The sequence below is a fragment of the Burkholderia plantarii genome (assembly GCF_001411805.1).
GTDB lineage: Bacteria > Pseudomonadota > Gammaproteobacteria > Burkholderiales > Burkholderiaceae > Burkholderia > Burkholderia plantarii.
The window spans coordinates 370,226-387,371 of the sequence record NZ_CP007213.1 but is presented as its reverse complement, the minus strand read 5'-3'; the positions used below and the strand labels follow the sequence as shown (position 1 = coordinate 387,371).

The 17,146-nt window shown below is 72.4% G+C and carries 14 protein-coding genes; 11 read left to right on the top strand and 3 right to left on the bottom strand.

Features of this window, described 5'->3' with window-relative positions; all coding sequences use genetic code 11:
• Window positions 1-32: 32 nt before the first annotated feature.
• The 9 genes from bpln_RS19320 (at window position 33) to bpln_RS19280 (ending at window position 11,392) form a co-directional block, all read left to right on the top strand.
• The gene (locus bpln_RS19320; RefSeq protein ID WP_055141134.1) at window positions 33-629 is read left to right on the top strand and encodes a DUF2760 domain-containing protein; all 597 of its coding nucleotides are present in this window, start codon (window positions 33-35) and stop codon (window positions 627-629) included.
• Window positions 626-2,404: an Hsp70 family protein gene (locus tag bpln_RS19315; RefSeq protein WP_055139708.1), complete on the top strand. Its 1,779-nt coding sequence runs from the start codon at window positions 626-628 to the stop codon at window positions 2,402-2,404. The genes bpln_RS19320 and bpln_RS19315 overlap by 4 nt, the downstream gene beginning before the upstream one ends.
• Window positions 2,404-5,364, top strand: coding sequence for an Hsp70 family protein (locus bpln_RS19310; protein ID WP_055139707.1), 2,961 nt, complete (start codon window positions 2,404-2,406; stop codon window positions 5,362-5,364). Before bpln_RS19315 ends, bpln_RS19310 begins: the two co-directional genes overlap by 1 nt.
• Window positions 5,365-5,453: 89 nt before the next feature.
• The gene (locus bpln_RS19305; protein WP_042627022.1) at window positions 5,454-6,182 is read left to right on the top strand and encodes a glutathione S-transferase; all 729 of its coding nucleotides are present in this window, start codon (window positions 5,454-5,456) and stop codon (window positions 6,180-6,182) included.
• Between the two features lie 114 nt (window positions 6,183-6,296).
• Window positions 6,297-6,740 carry a MarR family winged helix-turn-helix transcriptional regulator gene (locus bpln_RS19300; RefSeq protein ID WP_042627021.1) on the top strand — a complete coding sequence of 148 codons (444 nt, stop codon included), beginning with the start codon at window positions 6,297-6,299 and terminating at the stop codon, window positions 6,738-6,740.
• 214 nt (window positions 6,741-6,954) lie between these two features.
• Window positions 6,955-7,518, top strand: coding sequence for an isochorismatase family protein (locus bpln_RS19295; RefSeq protein WP_042627020.1), 564 nt, complete (start codon window positions 6,955-6,957; stop codon window positions 7,516-7,518).
• Window positions 7,511-9,091, top strand: a complete 1,581-nt coding sequence (locus bpln_RS19290; protein WP_082465359.1) for a DHA2 family efflux MFS transporter permease subunit — start codon at window positions 7,511-7,513, stop codon at window positions 9,089-9,091. The genes bpln_RS19295 and bpln_RS19290 overlap by 8 nt, the downstream gene beginning before the upstream one ends.
• Window positions 9,092-9,261: 170 nt before the next feature.
• Entirely contained in the window at window positions 9,262-9,954 is a 693-nt protein-coding gene (locus bpln_RS19285) for an alpha/beta fold hydrolase (protein WP_055139706.1), read from the top strand.
• A 220-nt stretch (window positions 9,955-10,174) separates the two neighbouring features.
• Complete coding sequence (locus bpln_RS19280) at window positions 10,175-11,392, top strand: hypothetical protein (RefSeq protein WP_244132076.1); 1,218 nt, start codon at window positions 10,175-10,177, stop codon at window positions 11,390-11,392.
• Window positions 11,393-11,422: 30 nt separating this feature from the next.
• Here the strand turns inward: bpln_RS19280 and bpln_RS19275 are convergent, their stop codons facing one another.
• The 3 genes from bpln_RS19275 to shc all read right to left on the bottom strand — a co-directional run bounded on the left by bpln_RS19275 (window position 11,423) and on the right by shc (window position 15,421).
• Window positions 11,423-11,902 (bottom strand): ASCH domain-containing protein, encoded by a 480-nt coding sequence (locus tag bpln_RS19275; RefSeq protein ID WP_052498382.1) that lies wholly within the window; start codon window positions 11,900-11,902, stop codon window positions 11,423-11,425.
• A 30-nt stretch (window positions 11,903-11,932) separates the two neighbouring features.
• Window positions 11,933-13,126, bottom strand: coding sequence for a GGDEF domain-containing protein (locus bpln_RS19270; protein WP_175937982.1), 1,194 nt, complete (start codon window positions 13,124-13,126; stop codon window positions 11,933-11,935).
• Between the two features lie 264 nt (window positions 13,127-13,390).
• Window positions 13,391-15,421, bottom strand: coding sequence for a squalene--hopene cyclase (gene shc, locus bpln_RS19265; RefSeq protein ID WP_042627016.1), 2,031 nt, complete (start codon window positions 15,419-15,421; stop codon window positions 13,391-13,393).
• A 53-nt stretch (window positions 15,422-15,474) separates the two neighbouring features.
• Between shc and bpln_RS19260 the strand changes: the two genes are divergently transcribed.
• On the top strand, window positions 15,475-16,221 hold the full coding sequence (locus tag bpln_RS19260; protein ID WP_055139703.1) for a TetR/AcrR family transcriptional regulator: 747 nt from the start codon (window positions 15,475-15,477) through the stop codon (window positions 16,219-16,221).
• Between the two features lie 125 nt (window positions 16,222-16,346).
• Window positions 16,347-17,024, top strand: a complete 678-nt coding sequence (locus tag bpln_RS19255) for a GntR family transcriptional regulator (RefSeq protein WP_055139702.1) — start codon at window positions 16,347-16,349, stop codon at window positions 17,022-17,024.
• Window positions 17,025-17,146 lie beyond the last annotated feature (122 nt).

The following is a 17,146-nucleotide window of genomic DNA, read 5'->3' as shown; positions in this document are numbered from 1 at the left end:
CCGTGCCGCGAGCCCACTGGAGTCGCATGACCATGCCTGAGTCGAATCTGTCGTTCGTTGGCCGCCTGTCGGTCGCCATCGGATCGTTCTTCGCCATCCTCGGCGACGGCAAGCTCGCCGCCGAAGTCCGCAACCTGCGCAACGGCGTGGCCACGCCCGCCCCCGCCCCCGCGCCCACGGCCCCGGCCCCCGTCGCGCCGAAGCCGGCGCCGGCCCCGGCGGCAGCGCCCGCCCCGGCCATCCAGGCCGCGAGCCCCGACGCCGCGCTGCAGTTGCTCGGCCTGCTGCAGAAGAACGCGCGCTTCGTCGATTTCGTCGAGGAAGACATCGCGAGCTACGCCGACGCCGAGATCGGCGCGGCCGCGCGCCTCGTCCACGAAGGCTGCCGCGCGACGCTGCGCGAGCACTTCACGATCCGCCCGGTCCGCACCGAGGCCGAGGGCACGCGCGTGACGCTGGCCGAGGGCTTCGATGCGGGCGCGAACCGCCTGACCGGCAACGTGGTGGGCACCGCGCCGTTCACCGGCACGCTGAGCCATCGCGGCTGGCGCGCCGCCGAGGTGAGGCTGCCGAAGTTGGTCGGCACGCACGACGTGAGCGTGATCGCGCCGGCGGAGGTGGAGCTGTGAGCGAGCCGCGTTTCTCGATCGGTATCGATCTCGGCACCACGCACTGCGCGTTGTCCTATGTCGATCTCGCCGCCGGCGACGGCGACGCGCCGCAGCAGCAGGTGCTGCCGATCGCGCAGCTGACCTCGCCCGGCGCGATCGGCTCGCCGAGCCTGCTGCCGTCGTTCCTCTACCTGCCGCATCCGGGCGAACTCACGCCGGGCGACCTGACGCTGCCGTGGACCGCGACGCGCGACTACGCGGTGGGCGAGATGGCGCGCAGCCGCGGCGCCGGCACGCCGATCCGGCTCGTGTCGAGCGCGAAGAGCTGGCTCTGCCATCCCGGCGTCGACCGCCGCGCGGCGATCCTGCCCAACGACGCGCCGCCCGAAGTCGAACGCGTCTCGCCGCTCGACGCCTCGGTGCGCTACCTCACGCATCTGCGCGAAACCTGGGACCACGCGCATCCGGACGCGCCGTTCGCCGCGCAGGACGTGACGGTGACGATCCCCGCCTCGTTCGACCCGGCCGCGCGCGAGCTGACCGCCGAGGCCGCGCAGGCCGCCGGCTACGCGCGCATGACGCTGCTGGAGGAGCCGCAGGCCGCGCTCTACAGCTGGATCCAGAAGAGCGGCGGCGGCTGGCGCAAGGACGTGAAGGTCGGCGACATCATCCTGGTGGTGGACGTCGGCGGCGGCACCACCGACCTCTCGCTGATCGCCGTGGTCGAGCGCGACGGCAACCTCGAACTGCACCGCGTGGCGGTGGGCGAGCACATCCTGCTCGGCGGCGACAACATGGACCTCGCGCTCGCGCACGTGGTCGCGCGCAAGCTGGCCGCGCAGGGCACCCAGGCCGATCCGTGGCAGCTGCGCGCGCTCACCTACGCGTGCCGCGGCGCGAAGGAAACGCTGCTCGGCGACCGCACGCTCGACACCGTGCCGCTGGTGGTGCCGAGCCGCGGCTCGAAGCTGATCGGCGGCTCGATCCGCACCGAACTCACGCGCGCCGAACTCACGCAGATCCTGCTCGAAGGCTTCTTCCCGCAGGTGGACGCCGCCGCGCGGCCGGCGGTGCGCACGCGCGCCGGCCTCACCCAGCTCGGCCTGCCCTACGCGCAGGACGCCGGCATCACGCGCCACCTCGCCGCGTTCCTCGGCAAGCAGGTGGGCGCGCTGGCCGACCTCGGCGGGCTGCCGGCCCCGCCGGCCGAGGGCGCGAGCTTCCTGCATCCCACCGCCGTGCTGTTCAACGGCGGCGTGTTCAAGTCCGAGCTGCTGACCGAGCGGATCCTGACGATCCTGAACGGCTGGCTCGCGGCCTACTACGGCTACGTCAAGCGCGGCCGCGGCGTGCGGATTCGCGGCGGCACGGCGCGCGCCTACTACATCGCGATCGAATCGGCGATGCCGGCGATCCCCGGCATGGAGCCGCCCGTCTCGGCGCTCTGCGTCGCGCCGTTCGGCATGGAGGAAGGCTCCGACGCCGCGCTGCCCGAGCAGGAGTTCGGGCTGGTGGTGGGCGAGCCGGTGACGTTCCGCTTCTTCGGCTCGTCGGTGCGGCGCCAGGATCAGGTCGGCGCCCTGCTCGACTACTGGTCGGCCGACGAGTTGCAGGAACTGGAAGCGATCCAGGCCACGCTGCCCGCCGAGGGCCGCACGCCCGGCGAGGTGGTGGCCGTGCGGCTGCACGCGCGCGTGACCGAGGCCGGCACGCTCGAACTCGAGGCGATGCCGCGCGGCGGCGGCGAGCGCTGGAAGGTCGAATTCGACGTGCGCGGCGGCGTGGACGCCTGATGGCGCAGGCGAAGGCGCGCTACGTCGTCGGGATCGACCTCGGCACCAGCAACACCGTGGTCGCCTATGTGGAGGCGGGCGGCACCGACATTCGCCTGTTCGAGATCGACCAGCTGGTCGGCCTCGGCGAGCTGGGCGCGGCGCCGCTGCTGCCCTCGGCGCGCTACCACCCGGCCGAGGGCGAACTGGCCGCCGGGGCGCTCGCGCTACCGTGGCGGCAAGGCGAAGCCGGAGGCGACGGCGCGGCCGAAGCCGGGACGGCCGGCGGCACCACACCGCCCGCGATCATCGGCCGGCTCGCGCGGCAGCTTGGCGAGCAGGTGCCGGGCCGGCTCGTCAGCAGCGCCAAGAGCTGGCTGTCGAACGCCTCGGTGGACCGGCTCGCGCCGATCCTGCCGTGGGGCGCGCCCGAAGGCACCGGCAAGGTCTCGCCGGTGGCCGCCAGCGCCAGCTATCTCGCGCACGTGCGCGACGCCTGGAACCACCGCTTTCCCGACGCGCCGCTGGCGCGGCAGGAGGTGGTCCTGACCGTGCCCGCGTCGTTCGACGACGGCGCGCGCGCGCTCACGCTGGAAGCCGCGCGCGCGGCCGGCCTGCCCGCGCTGCGGCTGCTGGAGGAGCCGCAGGCGGCGTTCTACGACTGGCTCTACCAGCACCGCGACGGGCTGCGCGACGCGCTGGCCGGCACGCGGCTGGTGCTGGTCTGCGACGTGGGCGGCGGCACCACCGACCTCACGCTGATCCGCGTCGAACTCGACGCGCAGGGCGAGCCGACCCTCACGCGCGTGGGCGTCGGCCATCACCTGATGCTCGGCGGCGACAACATGGATCTCGCGCTCGCGCATCTGGCCGAGCGCCGGCTCGCCGGCGACGGCGGCGGCGGCGCGAAGCTGTCGGCGGCGAGCCTCTCGCAACTGGTGGAACGCTGCCGCGCCGCGAAGGAGCAACTGCTCGGCGACGACGCGCCCGAGTCGGTCCCCGTCACGCTGCTCGGCGCCGGCGCGAAGCTGATCGGCGGCGCGCGCAGCACGCGGCTCGAACGCGCCGAGGTCGAGCGGATCGTGGTGGACGGCTTCTTCCCGGCCGGCCGCGCCGACGAGCTGCCGCGCCGCGCGCGCGCGGCGCTCGTCGAATTCGGGCTGCCCTACGCGGCCGATCCGGCGATCACGCGGCACGTCGCGGCGTTCCTCGCGCGCTTCGCGTCGCAATCGCGCGACGCGCTCGCCGACGGCGCCCGTGCGGCGAACGGCGAACCCGTTGCGCAACCATCGAATCCGGCGGACGCCGCGACCGGCCACGCGCCGGCCGCGTTGGCGCTGCCCGACACGCTGCTGCTCAACGGCGGCGTGTTCCGCGCCCGCGCGCCGGCCGCGCGCCTCGCCGACACGCTCGGCACCTGGCGCGGCGCGCCGCTCAAGGTGCTCGCCAACACCCAGCCCGATCTTGCCGTGGCGCGCGGCGCGGTGGCCTACGGGCTCGCGCGCGCCGGCCTCGCGCCGAAGATCGGCGGCGGCTCGCCGCGCAGTTATTTCCTCGTGCTCGACGGCGGGCGCGACGCGCAGGCAGCGGCCGGCGCCACGGACGAGGCCGGCGCCCCCGCGCCGCGCGGCGTCTGCGTGCTGCCGCGCGGCACGCCCGAGGACGAGCCGGTGCGGCTCGACGATCGCACGTTCGCGCTGCGGCTCGGCCATCCCGTGCAGTTCCGCCTCGTCTCGACGGTGGCCGACACGCCGTGGCGTCCCGGCGAGATCGCCGAGCTGGCCGCCGGTGACGATTTCGTCTGGCTGCCGCCGCTGGCCACCGTGGTGCGGCGTCGCGACGGCGGCGCCGGCAAGGCACGCGAGCGCGCGGTGCGGCTGACGGCGGCGCTGACCGAGGTCGGCACGCTGGAGATGCACTGCGTGGCCACCGACGACGACGCGCAGCGCTGGCAGCTCGAATTCCGGCTGCGCGGCGCGGACCCGACCGGCGCCGACGCGGCCGGGGGCGGCGAGCCCGCCGACGCCGCGCGCCATCCCGGGCTCGATGCCGCGATCGCGCTGATCGAACGCGGCTTCGGCGCGCCGTCGGCACGCGTCGATCCGAAGGAAGTGAAGCGCCTGCGCGCGCAGCTCGAACAGCGGCTCGGCCCGCGCGAGGGCTGGGATCTCGCGCTGCTGCGCGACCTGTTCGGCGCGCTGTGGGAACGCGCCGCGCGGCGGCGTCGCTCGGCCGATCACGAGCGGCTGTGGCTCAATCTCGCCGGCTGGTGCATTCGTCCCGGCTTCGGCCATGCGCTCGATGCGTGGCGCGTCGAGCAGCTCTGGACGCTGTTCGACGACGGCATCCAGCACGTTCACGACGCGCAGGTGTGGTCCGAATGGTGGACGCTCTGGCGCCGCGCGGCCGGCGGCCTGCCGGCCGAGGCGCAGCAGCAGGCCTGCGAGGCGCTGGCCTGGCTCGACGAGGCGGCCGCGCGGAAGCATCACGGCCTGCCGTTCGATCCGTCGAAGCTCGGCCAGGCCGACATGACGCGTCTGTACGCCTCGCTCGAACGGATCCCCGCCGGGCGCAAGATCGCGATCGCCGGGGCGCTGCTCGACCGGCTCGCGCGCGGCGCGGGCAACCGCCAGGACTGGTGGGCGATCGGCCGGATCGGCGCGCGGCTGCCGTTCTACGGCAGCACGCACGAGGTGGTGCCGCCCGAGGTGGCCACGCGCTGGCTCGACGCGATCCTCGCGCTCGACTGGAAGAAGATCGAACCGGCCATGTTCGCGGCCGCGCAGATCGCCCGCATGACGGGCGACCGCTCGCGCGACCTGCCCGACGCGGCTCGCGACGCGGTGCTGCGCCGGCTCGCGGCCGCGCACGCGGCGCCGAGCTGGCTCGCGATGGTGCGCGAGGTCGTCACGCTCGACAGCGCGGACACCGGGCGCGTGTTCGGCGAGGCGCTGCCGGCGGGGTTGGCGTTGATCCGGTGAGACGGGCCGCGCGCGCAGCGCTTCACATGCGCTGCAGGCATCCCACCCGCGCTCCATAATGACCGCTCGCATACGAAGAGGAGCACGGCATGCAATACGAACTCCATTACTGGCCCACCATCCAGGGCCGCGGTGAATACGTTCGGCTGGCACTCGAAGCGGCCGGCGCGGACTACGTGGACGTCGCGCGCGAGCACGGCGGCAACGGCCACGGCGTGGCGGCACTGATGGACCTGCTCGACAGCCGCTCGCTCGACACGCCGCCGTTCGCGCCGCCGTTCCTGAAGGCGGGCGAGCAGATCATCGGCCAGACCCCGAACATCCTGCTGTTCCTCGGCGCGAGACATCAGCTCGCGCCGAAGGACGAAGCGGGTCGGCTCTGGGCACACCAATTGCAACTGACCGTGGCCGATTTCGTCACCGAGATCCACGACACCCACCACCCGATCGCCTCGGACCTCTATTACGAGGACCAGAAAGCCGAGGCGGCGATGCGCGCCGAGGATTTCATCAAGCACCGGCTGCCCAAGTTCCTCGGCTATTTCGACCGCGTGCGCGAGCAGAACCCGCACCAGGGCGGCTACATGGTGGGCAGCCAGCTGAGCTACGTGGACCTGTCGATCTTCCAGCTGATCGAAGGCCTGCGCTACGCGTTCCCGAAGGCCACCGCGCGCGTCGAGAAGCAGCACGCGGGCCTCACCGCGATCCGCGACCGCGTGGCCGAGCATCCACCCATCGCACGCTATCTGGCCTCGGAGCGGCGCATCCCGTTCAACAAGGAAGGAATTTTCCGGCACTACCCGGAACTCGACCACTGACGTTCGCGTTGCCACCGGCACGCCGGCGCCCCTGATCTTTCAGGCCGCTTTCGCACACGCAAAAAATGGAAGATCATCTTGCAAGTTGATCTTCCTTTAACTACGATAGCGGCCATGACGACCTCCACTGAATCCGACCGCGCGCTCGAAGCCGCCGTCGCGGACCTCACGCTCGCGATCGGTCAGCTCGTGCGCCGGGTACGCGCCGAAGTCGATCCGAGCGACTACAACCTGTCCCAGCTGAGCGTGCTGGCGCGCCTCGAGCATCGCAGCCCGATGACGATCGCCGAGCTCGCGCGCGCCGAATCGATGAAGCCGCAATCGATGGGCACGCTCGTGCAGAGCCTCGAACAGGCGGGCCTGGTGGAGCGCCAGTCCCATCCCACCGACGGCCGCCAGTGGCTGATCGCGCTGACCGAGGCCGGCGCGGCCGAGCGCCGGCAGCGCCGCAGCGCGAAGCGCGCGTGGCTGCTCCAGGCGATCCGCGAACTCAGCGAGGAGGAGCGCCGCGCGCTGGCCGCGGCCACCCCGCTGCTGCGCCGGCTCGCCGAGCGCTGAGTCGTGGCGTGCCCGCGGCATGCCCCGCGGCGCTTCGCCCGCTTCGACCCGATCCGCCGCGCTGCCGGCCACGGCCCGCGCGACATCCGCACCCGCGCGCCGCCGGCCGGCGCGCGAGCTTCACGACCGCGCCCCCGCCCCGGGCCGCGCGGCCTCGTCCCGGGCTTGCCCGGGCTCATTCCCCGTCAGCGGCCCCCGGCCCAAGGAGCTTTTCATGACCGTCACCACCCTCGATCCGAAAACCGCGCTGATCGTCGTCGACCTGCAGAAAGGCATCGTCGCGCTGCCCGTCGCGCACCAGCCCACCGCCGTCGTCGAACGCTCGGTGCGGCTGCTCGATGCGTTCCGCGAACGCGGCCTGCCCGTGGTGCTCGTCAACGTCGCCGGCATGGCGCCGGGCCGCAACGAGCAGCCGCACCGCGGCGGCGAGCTGCCGCCCGACTGGGCCGACCTGCTGCCGGAACTGAAGCAGCAAGCGGACGATATCCTCGTCACCAAGCGCACCTGGTGCGGCTTCACCAACACCGGTCTCGACGCGAAGCTGAAGGCGGCCGGCGTCACGCAGGTCGTGCTGTGCGGCATCGCCACCAGCATCGGCGTGGAATCGACCGCGCGCCTCGCCTACCAGCTCGGCTACCACGTCACGCTCGCCGTCGACGCGATGACCGACCTGCACGCCGACGCGCACGCCAACAGCATCGCGCGGATCTTCCCGCGCCTCGGCGAGACCGGCACCACCGACGACATCATCGCGCTGCTCGACACGCGCAATGCCTGACCGTCCGCGCGACGGCCGCGGCCTTTCCGGGGCCGGCGCAAACGCGGCGGCCCCGGCGCGCGCCGCGGGCCATGAAGGCAACGCGGGCGCCGCGGGCCATGCACCCGCGCCTCTCACGTCGGCGCCGGCCGACGCCACCCAAGCCGCCGCCCAAGCCGCCAAGGCATCGCCTGGCCGGCTCGACCGCTCGGTCTGGAAGATCGCCGGCGTCGCGACGCTCGGTTCGCTGCTCGCGCAGCTCGACGCGACGATCGTCAACGTCTCGCTGTCGAGCCTCGCCACGGCGCTGCATTGCAGCCTCTCGACGATCCAGTGGGTGACGAGCGGCTACCTGCTGGCCCTCACGCTGGCGCTGCCGCTGAACGGCTGGCTGGTGGACCGGATCGGCGCGAAGCGCGTGTACCTGCTCTGCTTCGCGGCGTTCACGCTCAGCTCCGCGCTGTGCGGGCTCGCCTGGTCGGCCGGCTCGCTGATCGGGTTCCGCGTGCTGCAGGGCATCAGCGGCGGCCTGCTCGCGCCGATGGCGCAGATGACCATCGCGCGCGCGGCCGGCGCCCAGATGGCGCGCGTGGTCGGCTACTCGGCGGTGCCGGTGCTGTTCGCGCCGATCCTCGGGCCGGTGCTGGCCGGCGCGCTGGTCGACTACGCGTCGTGGCGCTGGCTGTTCCTGATGAACCTGCCGATCGGCGCGCTCGGCCTCGCGCTCGCGCTGCGCGTGCTGCCGGCCGATCCGCCCGCGGCGGGGCGGCGCCGGCTCGACTGGATCGGCTTCGCGCAGCTCTCGCCGGCACTGGTGCTGCTGCTGTTCGGCTGCGAGCGCATCGGGCAGGCCGCGGGGCTCGCAGCCGCGGCGGCCGGCGCCGTGCTGCTCGCGTGGTTCGTGCATCGCGCGCGGCGCCGCGCCGACGCCGCGCTGCTCGATCTCGCGCTGTTCCGCCGGCCGGTGTTCGCGCTCGCCACGGCCATCCAGTTCGTCTGGAACGGCGCGCTGTTCGTCGGCCAGATGCTGGTGCCGCTCTACCTGATCGAGGACATCGGCCGCACGCCGGCCGAGATGGGCTGGCTGCTCGCCCCGACCGGGCTCGGCATGCTCGTCACCTACCCGTCGATGGGCGCGCTGACCGCGCGCTTCGGGCTGCGTCGCGTCTCGGCCGCGGGCTCGCTGCTCGCCTGCGTCGCGACGCTGCCGATGGTCTGGCTCGCGCTGCACGGCTTCGACCTCGGCGTGCTGCTCGTCACGCAGTTCCTGCGCGGGATGGGACAGAGCGCGATCGGCGTGCCGACCATTTCGTCGGCCTATGCGTCGGTGCCGCGCGCCTCGCTGCCGATGGCCACCACCGCGCTGAACATCGTGCAGCGCCTGGGCGGCCCGGTGCTGACCACGCTCTGCACGACGCTCGTCGCGTGGCGGCTGGCGGTGCCGGCGGCAGCCGGCGCGAACCAGGGCGGCGCGTTCGCCTGGGGCTTCGCGATGCTGGCGGCGCTCTATGCGCTCACGTTCCTCGGCGCGACGCGGCTGCCGCACCGGATCGAGCACGCGGGCGGCGCCACGGGCACCACGGCGCGCGGCTGAACGCGGCACGGCCGCCTCGCGACGAGCGCGGCGGCCATCGCCTGGTTCCGGTTGCACCGCTCGTCCCGCAACCTCCGCGCTCCGATCGATCCGGCCACGGCATCTCGCGCACACGCCCGCCCTCACCGCGCGATAATCGCATCCGCCCTCTTCGCTCCCGGAGTTTTCGCGTGACACCGATCGTCCTGATCCCCGGCCTGCTCTGCACGGCCGAAGTCTTCGCCCCGCAGATCCCCGCGCTGTGGCCGCACGGCCCGGTCATGGTCGCCTCGACGCTCGAAGGTGAGACGATACGGGAGCTGGCCGCGGCGATCCTTGCCAGCGCGCCGCCGCGTTTCGCGCTCGCCGGCTACTCGATGGGCGGCTACATCGCGCACGAGATCCTGCGCCAGGCGCCCGCGCGCGTGACGCGGCTCGCGCTCCTCAGCACCTCGGCGCGCCCGGATCTGCCGATCCACGTCGAGATGCGCCGCGCGCTGGTCGATGCCGCCTGCCACGGCGATTTCGACACGGTGCTCGCGAACGTGTCGATGACCTCCGCGCATCCGTCACGCCGCCGCGATCCGGCGCTGGCCGCCATCAAGCGGCGCATGGCCGCCGCGATCGGCCGCGACGGCTTCGCGCGCCAGAGCGAGGCCGTGATCGGCCGCGTCGATTCGCGCGCCGGCCTCGCGGCGGTCGCCGTCCCCACGCTCGTGCTGACCGGCGACAGCGACCCGCTCACGCCGCCCGATCACGCGCGCGAGATGGCCGATGCGATTGCCGGCGCCACGCTCGTGATCGTGCCCGAGTGCGGCCACAACGCGACGCTCGAATGCCCCGAGGCCGTCAATGCCGCGCTGCTCGCGTGGCTCGCGGCCTGATCCATCACGAAGTGATGGTTTCAGCGTCGCCCCGGCGGGTTTTTCACTGAAACGGATCCGCTCACGGCGGCCAGCCGCAATCGCCGAACAAAAAACGCGCCGCGCCGCGCGGCCCGCGCGATAACGTTATGAACACCCGCGCGCCAACCCGGCGCGCATCGAACAACGGCGCGCGGGGCTCGTGTATCGTGAGGGCGTACCAGGCCATTCCGGAACATCGATGACCACGATCGATACGATATCGACGCCCCGCTCCAAGCTGTCCGCCGCCTCCCGCCGCTTCACTCCGAACCCGACGAACCCGGTGCCGGCCATCACGCGCCGGCCATGCGGCCCGCGCGCGAAGCGGGCCGCCCCCGCACTCGCCGTCGCGCTCGCCGGCAGCGCGATACCGATGGTCTGCCGCGCCGACAGCGACATGCTCGGCGGCTTCGGCGAACTCGGCGGCTCCGGCCGGATCGCCATCTACGCGCTCGCCGGCGGCTGGCTGCTGCTGACGCTGTTCCTGTTCACGATGTTGCGGCGGGTACGGCCGCACGCGCGCTACGCCGCGAGCGGCCTGTTCCTGGCCGCGCCGTTCCTCTGGCTCGCCATCACTTACGGCTGGTTCGCGATGACCGAGCCGCGCGAATTCACGCCGTCCTCCCCCACCACCGCGATGCGCACCACCGACACGCCCGTGGAGCTGGGCGGCGCGACGTTCCCGGCCGGCAGCCGCGTCGCCATGCTCGCGCCCGACGATCACGGCGACGCCACGCAGCCGGCCGCCGTCGAGGCCGATCGCCCGGTCGCGCTCGGCAAGCTGTCGATCCGCGCGATCCATCGCGTGGCCGGCGGCGCCGACGACACCTACGGCGCGCGGCTCGCGTTCGACCAGACCATCGAGGGCTGGCCGTGCGCGGCGATCGCCGACATGGACACGGTGCTGCGCGTGGAGAACCGCCGCGCGCCCAAGCCGCGCCTCGTGTCGTGCCAGCTCGCGAAGACGGTGACGATCGGCAGCGTCGCGTGGCCGCCCGCTACCGTCGTGCGGCGCGGCAGGAACGGCGGCTGGACGCTGTTCTGGCAGGAGCAGACGTTCTCGCAGGTCGAACGCGCGAAGGCGTTCGCGTTCGACGTCGATTCGATGTCGGGCGACTACGGCGCGGCGCGCCAGCTGCTGTCGTGGAGCGGCACGCTGCACGGCGACGGCGAAGTGAGCGTGGGAGACGTGAAATTCGGCGGCGAACCCGCGCCGGCGCTCGCGTGGCAGAGCGACGGCGCGATCCGCGTGACGGGGCACGGCGTGGACCGCGCCGGCGCGCCGGCGAATTGCGTGGCGGTGACGTTCACGCACACCGGGCCGGCGTATCGACGCTGCACGGCGCCGCTGGCCGACGAGGCGGGATCGGGGACGAAAGGCGAAGCCGGAACGGCGGTGAAAGCCCCGGCGCATTGAGACGGCGCGCGCCATGCATGGCGCCCCGCGTCATTCACACCGCGGCGGGCGCGCCAGCGCATGAAGCAGCGCGAAGGTCTCGCAGACGAGCGGCATCGTCCCGTCCGCCACCCGGCCGATGCGCGCGCACTCGTCGGTGAAGAAGCGCCAGTGCTCGGTTTGCCAGTGCGCGAGCGACAGGTCTGCCTCGCCTTCGCTGGCCGCGAACTCAGCGGTGACTTGATCGAACGGCACGATCCGCACGTCGAGGGTGCGCAGCACCGCCGCCGGCCGGCCATGCCAGTCGAGCACGATCTCGATGTCCCCGGCCCTTGGCAGCGGCTCGCCATCGGCCTCCCACGACCAGGCGAGGCTGCAGGTGCCGCGCTTCACGCCGGTCAGCACGCACGCGATCAGGGATTCGGACAGCGCCTCCGAATCCCCGAAGCCGCCGATCCGGACGTTGCCCGCCGGCACCGCCACGCCGCGCCGCGCGAGTTCGGCGACCAGCGCCTCGACATCTTCCGTCATGCGTACCCTCTCCTCGCGCCCGCGCGCTCCTCAAACCTGCTGCCAGATCCCGCCGTCGAGCGGCGGATCCTGGCGGACCGGCGGCACCTCCGCGAGCACCACGCAGTTCCGCCCGCTGGCCTTCGCAGCATAAAGCGCGGTATCCGCCCTCGCCATCGCCTCGGCCAGCGTATCGCCGGCCCCGATCTCCGCCACGCCGGCGCTGAACGTGCAGGTCACGTCCCCCGCCGGCGCGCTCGCCACCGAGGCGGCGACGATCGCGCGCAACCGGTTCGTCAGGCGCTCGGCCTCCTCCCTGCCGGTGCGCGGCAGCAGCAGCGCGAACTCCTCGCCGCCGATCCGGCCCAGCACGTCGGCGTGCCGCGTCTCGCGCGCGATGGTCAGGGCCACGTGCGCCAGCGTCTGGTCGCCGGCCGCATGCCCATGGCAGTCGTTGATGCGCTTGAAATCGTCGATGTCGAGAATCACGATGGACAGCTGCGATTGCGCGGCCCGCGCCGATTCGAGCAGCGCCTCGCCCCGCGCGATGAAGGCACGCCGCCCGAGCAGGCCGGTCAGGTCGTCGACGGTGGCGAGGCGCTCCATCCGTTCCATCAGCCGGTCGTGGGCCAGCATCACCACGCCCACCGACAGGCACGGCAAGGTCAGCGTGGCCATGACGAGAAACGCGAGGTTGAGCGGCGTCGGCATCAGGAACGCCGTTTCATGCACGAAGCCGAAGCCGTAGGCCGCACAGCGGACCGCATGGACCAGCGCCCCGAGCGCGGCAACCACCGACACGAAATCGTAGCTGTACCTGGGCCGGCCCGCCGGCCGGTGCCGTTGCGCGAGCCAGGCGATCGCGAGCCGGACGTAGGCGAGGAAGCCCGACACCAGCGCGCCGCGTGCGTCGACGTCGGGCGACAGCCAGGTCCAGTAGACGAGCCCGGCCAGCAGCAGGCCGAACACGCCGTATTCCCGGTTCACCGAGGCACGCAGATGGAAGAACCGCCGGAAGCCGTGCAGCGCGACGAGCGAGGCCGACACCAGCAGCACGCTCGCGCCGGCCACCACGCTGTCCGAGCGGCGCAGCAGCAGCATCGCGGCGGCGGCGCCCAGCAGGCCCACCGCCGCGCACCAGTGGCGCACGCCCGGGATTCGTGCCTGCAGCAGCGAGCCGAGAACGGCGGCGCTCATCAGGCAGAACAGGGTCGCTACGCCGATAAGCGCGGTCGGGGTGGACATGGCAGCGTGACGGGAGGTCCGATCCATGAAGGCCTCGGGCGTGACACGGGATCGTGCGCCTGCCTCCACGCAAGCGCCTATCGTACCGGAAGATATTTCAGTGGCGATGCATGCGCCGGGTAAATATTTCGACGGAGTCCATGGAATGTGAGGCACGGTAAGCCCGCCGTCAGCGGGCCCGTCACCGTGATGCGCCGACCTGGCCGGCGCACGTCATGAACGGCGGGGGATGCGGATGCGGCGACGCCCGGCCGCCGCGTCGCGTCAGTTCACGGCCAGCGCCGCGCCTTCGGTCACGCCGTGCGTCACCGCCGCCTGCGAGAGCCGCCGGTAGCGCGCCAGCGCCCACAGCGGGAAGTACGCCGTGTAGCCGTGATATTTGAGGTAATAGATGCGCGGGAAGCCCGGCGCGTTGTGCGAGCGGTGCCACCAGAAGCCGTCGCCCTGCTGCACCGACAGCAGATAGCGAATGCCGCGCTGCACCGATTCCGATTCCCAGTCGCCGAACGCCATCTGCGCGAGCAGCGCCCAGGCCGTGAAGTTCGACGCGCTCTCGCCGCCATTGGTGCCGGCCAGCGCCGGATCGAGGTAGCTGTCGTTGGTTTCGCCCCAGCCGCCGTCGGCGTTCTGGCAGGCGCGCAGCCACGCGATCGCGCGCGCGATGTAGGGCTGCGAGGCGCTCTCGCCGGCCAGCGCGAGGCCGGCCAGCACGCTCCAGGTGCCGTAGATGTAGTTGGTGCCCCAGCGGCCCCACCAGCAGCCGTCGGCGCGCTGGGTAGCCTTCACGTACTCGATCGCGCGCGCGAGCGCCGGCTTGTCCTCGTCGCGGCCGGTCACGCCGAAGCAGAGCAGCACGCGCCCCGACACGTCCTCGGTGGGCGGGTCGAGCAGCGCGCCGTGATCGGCGAACGGGATCAGGTTCAGGTAGAGGCGGTCGCAATCGGCGTCGAACGCGCCGAAGCCGCCGTTGCGCGATTGCAGCCCGCGCATCCAGTCGAGCCCGCGCGCGACCACCTGCGCATACGGATCGGTGCCGGTGGTGCGCGCGAGCAGGCGGCCGCGCTGGTGCAGCATCGCGGCCACCACGGCGCTGTCGTCGATGTCGGGGTAATACGGATTCTCGTACTGGAACGCCCAGCCGCCCGCCGGCGTGCCGGCCGGCGCGTTCTCGATCCAGTCGCCGCGCACCTGCGTCACCTGCTTGCCGGCGAGCCATTCGTAGGATGCCGCGATGCGCCGCTGCAGCTCCGCTTCGGAGACCTGAGGATCGTCGCGCGTGTCGGGCACCGCGCGCGCCTGTTCGAGCGCCATCGTGGACCACGCCGTATCCCACACCGGCGACAGGCACGGCTGGCAATAGACGCTGCCGTCGGGTCGCTCGACCAGCAGCTTCTCGAGCGCGTTCTCGCAGTCGCGGCGCAGCGGGTGGTCCTCGGGATAACCGAGCACGTCCATCATCTGGTAGCTGTAGACGATCGGCGGGAAGATCCCGCCCATGCCGTCCTCGCCGTTCATGCGCTCGGCGCACCACGCCTCGGCATGGCGGATCGCCCGGCGGCGCAGCGCCTTCGGGATCAGCGCATCGACGGGACGCAGCACGCGGTCGATGGTCAGGAACAGGTTGCGCACGAAACCACCGCGCGCGAAGTAGCGGCGCTCCGCCTCGGGCGCGGTCACGAACAGCTCGCGGATCGACACGTCGTGCGGGTTCTTCGCGCGCGCCTTCAGCGAACAGAGCACCAGCAGCGGCACCATGGTGGTGCGCGCCCAGTAGGCGATCTTGTACATCGAGATCGGCACCCACTTCGGGAACAGCACGAACTCCACCGGCATGAACGGCGTGGCCCGCCACGGCACCTGGCCGAAGGTGGCGAGCAGGATCCGCGTGAACACGTTCGACCTCGCCGCGCCGCCGAGCGAGAGGATCGTCTCGCGCGCGCGCGCCATGTGCGGCGCGTCCTCGCTGTCGCCGGCCGCCTTCAGCGCGAAGTAGGCCTTCACGCTGCACGACACGTCGGGCGCGCCGTCCACGTACAGGTCCCACGCGCCGTGCGTGTCGAGCCGCTGGATCTCGCGCAGATAGCGCGCCATGCGTGCCTGCCGCGCCTCGTCGATCTTCCCCATGAAATGCATCATCAGGATGTATTCGGCGGTGATGGTGGCGTCGGATTCGAGCTCGAAGCACCAGCTGCCGTCAGCGCTCTGGCGCTGCGCGAGCGCATCGCGGCCGCGCAGGATCGCGGCGTCGAGCAGGGACGGGAGGGGAAGATCGGAATTTTTCATCGGCCGGATCATACCATCCGGCCGGATTGTTCTGCGTGCAGAAACGTCGATGGTAAGATGCGCGCATGAACGACACCCGGCCTCCCGCGCCCGGCACGCCGCCCGCCCCGGCGGACGCCGCGCCCGCCCCCCAGCAGTCCGCGCCGGATCCCGCGCCCGAGCGTGCCGGCGCGTCCACTGCCGCCGGCACCGCCCCTCCGTCCGATTCCGCCCACCCCGCCGATACCGCCGCGCCCGCCGACGACACGCGCGGCAGCCGCCGCAAGAAGGCGCCGGCCCACGTCCGCTCGGAATTGCTGCGGGCCGCCGCCGACATCGCCACCGAGCACGGCGTGCAGGCCATCACGCTCGACGCCGTGGCCGAGCGCGCCGGCGTCAGCAAGGGTGGCCTCCAGTACCATTTCCGCAGCAAGCAGGCGCTGTTCGATGCGCTGTTCGCGCAGACCCTCGAACGCTTCGAAGCCCAGATGAAGACCTCGATCGCCGCCGATCCGCATCCGGGCGGCGCGAACGCGCGCGCCTACCTGCACGCGGCGATGAACGAGGCCACGCCGGCCGCCAGCACGAACCTGCTGCGCGTGCTGGTGTCGTCGATGATGACCGACCCCGACGCGCGCGAGCGCTGGGCCGCGCCGATGCGCGAGCTGTCGCGCCCCGACCCGCTGCCGCTCGAACAGGCGGCCACGCTGATGATCTGCCGGCTCGCCGCCGACGGGCTGTGGATTTCCGAGCTGCTCGGCTACCAGAACCTCTCGCCGGCGCTGCGCGACGAGATCGTGCGGCAGCTCGAGGTGATGACGGCGGGACAATGACCTCGGGGAAAGGCGGGGCGCCTGCCCCGCCTCCCGGGCCGCCTGCCGCGTGCGCTACTATTGTAGAAAATATGCAGGCACCCGCCCGGGCGCCCGCATCGTGATCGACCTTCGACTAATCGACAATGCAAAACAAGCGGCCCGGACTGGGTCATATGACGCGAGCGGAGGCGGCGGCTGACGAACTGAGGCGCAGGATTCTCGCCGGGGATATCGCCGAAGGCACGCAGCTCAAGCAGGACGCGCTCGCCGCCGAGTTCGGCATCAGCCGCATTCCGTTGCGCGAGGCGCTGGTCCAGCTCGAAAGCGAAGGCCTCGTCCGGATCCTGCCGCACAAGGGGGCGATCGTCGCCGAGTTCTCGATCGACGAGATCACCGAGCTGTTCGAACTGCGGGCGCTGCTCGAGCCGATGCTGCTGCGCAAGTCGGTGCCCCACCTGGTCGCCGACGATTTCGCCGCGATCCAGCAGGTGCTCGATGCGTTCAGCGACGAGCTGCACGCCAACGCGCCGGCGCGCTGGGGCGAGCTGAATACGCAGCTGCACCAGCTGCTGCTGTCGCGCGCGAACCAGCCGAGGACGGCCAGCATCGTCCATTCGCTGCTGCAGCAAACCGATCGCCACACGCGCGTGCAGCTCTCGCTGACCGCGCAAAGCGCGGATCGCGCCGAACGGGAACATGCCGAGCTCGTCGAGCTCTGCCGGCAGCGCGATGCCGAGCGTGCCGCGGCCTTGCTGAAGGCGCATATCGAGCACGTCGGCGACGAACTGAAACGTTTTCTGGAATCACGGCGCGGCGCCTGAGCGGCGCCGGCATGGCGACGCGGAGCGAAGGCGGGGCGGGCACGCTTCGCCGCCCCGCTCGTCCGATCCACCGGGTCACGACGGCGGCCCGACGTTCGGGCCGCGTCGCTCGCCTCACTTCA

Excerpts from the sequence above, each read along its gene's own strand:
- bpln_RS19320 (WP_055141134.1), top strand. The coding sequence starts at position 33 with ATGCCTGAGTCGAATCTGTCGTTCGTTGGCCGCCTGTCGGTCGCCATC.
- bpln_RS19310 (WP_055139707.1), top strand. The coding sequence starts at position 2,404 with ATGGCGCAGGCGAAGGCGCGCTACGTCGTCGGGATCGACCTCGGCACC.
- bpln_RS19305 (WP_042627022.1), top strand. The coding sequence starts at position 5,454 with ATGCAATACGAACTCCATTACTGGCCCACCATCCAGGGCCGCGGTGAA.
- bpln_RS19300 (WP_042627021.1), top strand. The coding sequence starts at position 6,297 with ATGACGACCTCCACTGAATCCGACCGCGCGCTCGAAGCCGCCGTCGCG.
- bpln_RS19295 (WP_042627020.1), top strand. The coding sequence starts at position 6,955 with ATGACCGTCACCACCCTCGATCCGAAAACCGCGCTGATCGTCGTCGAC.
- bpln_RS19290 (WP_082465359.1), top strand. The coding sequence starts at position 7,511 with ATGCCTGACCGTCCGCGCGACGGCCGCGGCCTTTCCGGGGCCGGCGCA.
- bpln_RS19280 (WP_244132076.1), top strand. The coding sequence starts at position 10,175 with ATGACCACGATCGATACGATATCGACGCCCCGCTCCAAGCTGTCCGCC.
- bpln_RS19275 (WP_052498382.1), bottom strand. The coding sequence starts at position 11,902 with ATGACGGAAGATGTCGAGGCGCTGGTCGCCGAACTCGCGCGGCGCGGC.
- bpln_RS19270 (WP_175937982.1), bottom strand. The coding sequence starts at position 13,126 with ATGTCCACCCCGACCGCGCTTATCGGCGTAGCGACCCTGTTCTGCCTG.
- shc (WP_042627016.1), bottom strand. The coding sequence starts at position 15,421 with ATGATCCGGCCGATGAAAAATTCCGATCTTCCCCTCCCGTCCCTGCTC.
- bpln_RS19260 (WP_055139703.1), top strand. The coding sequence starts at position 15,475 with ATGAACGACACCCGGCCTCCCGCGCCCGGCACGCCGCCCGCCCCGGCG.
- bpln_RS19255 (WP_055139702.1), top strand. The coding sequence starts at position 16,347 with ATGCAAAACAAGCGGCCCGGACTGGGTCATATGACGCGAGCGGAGGCG.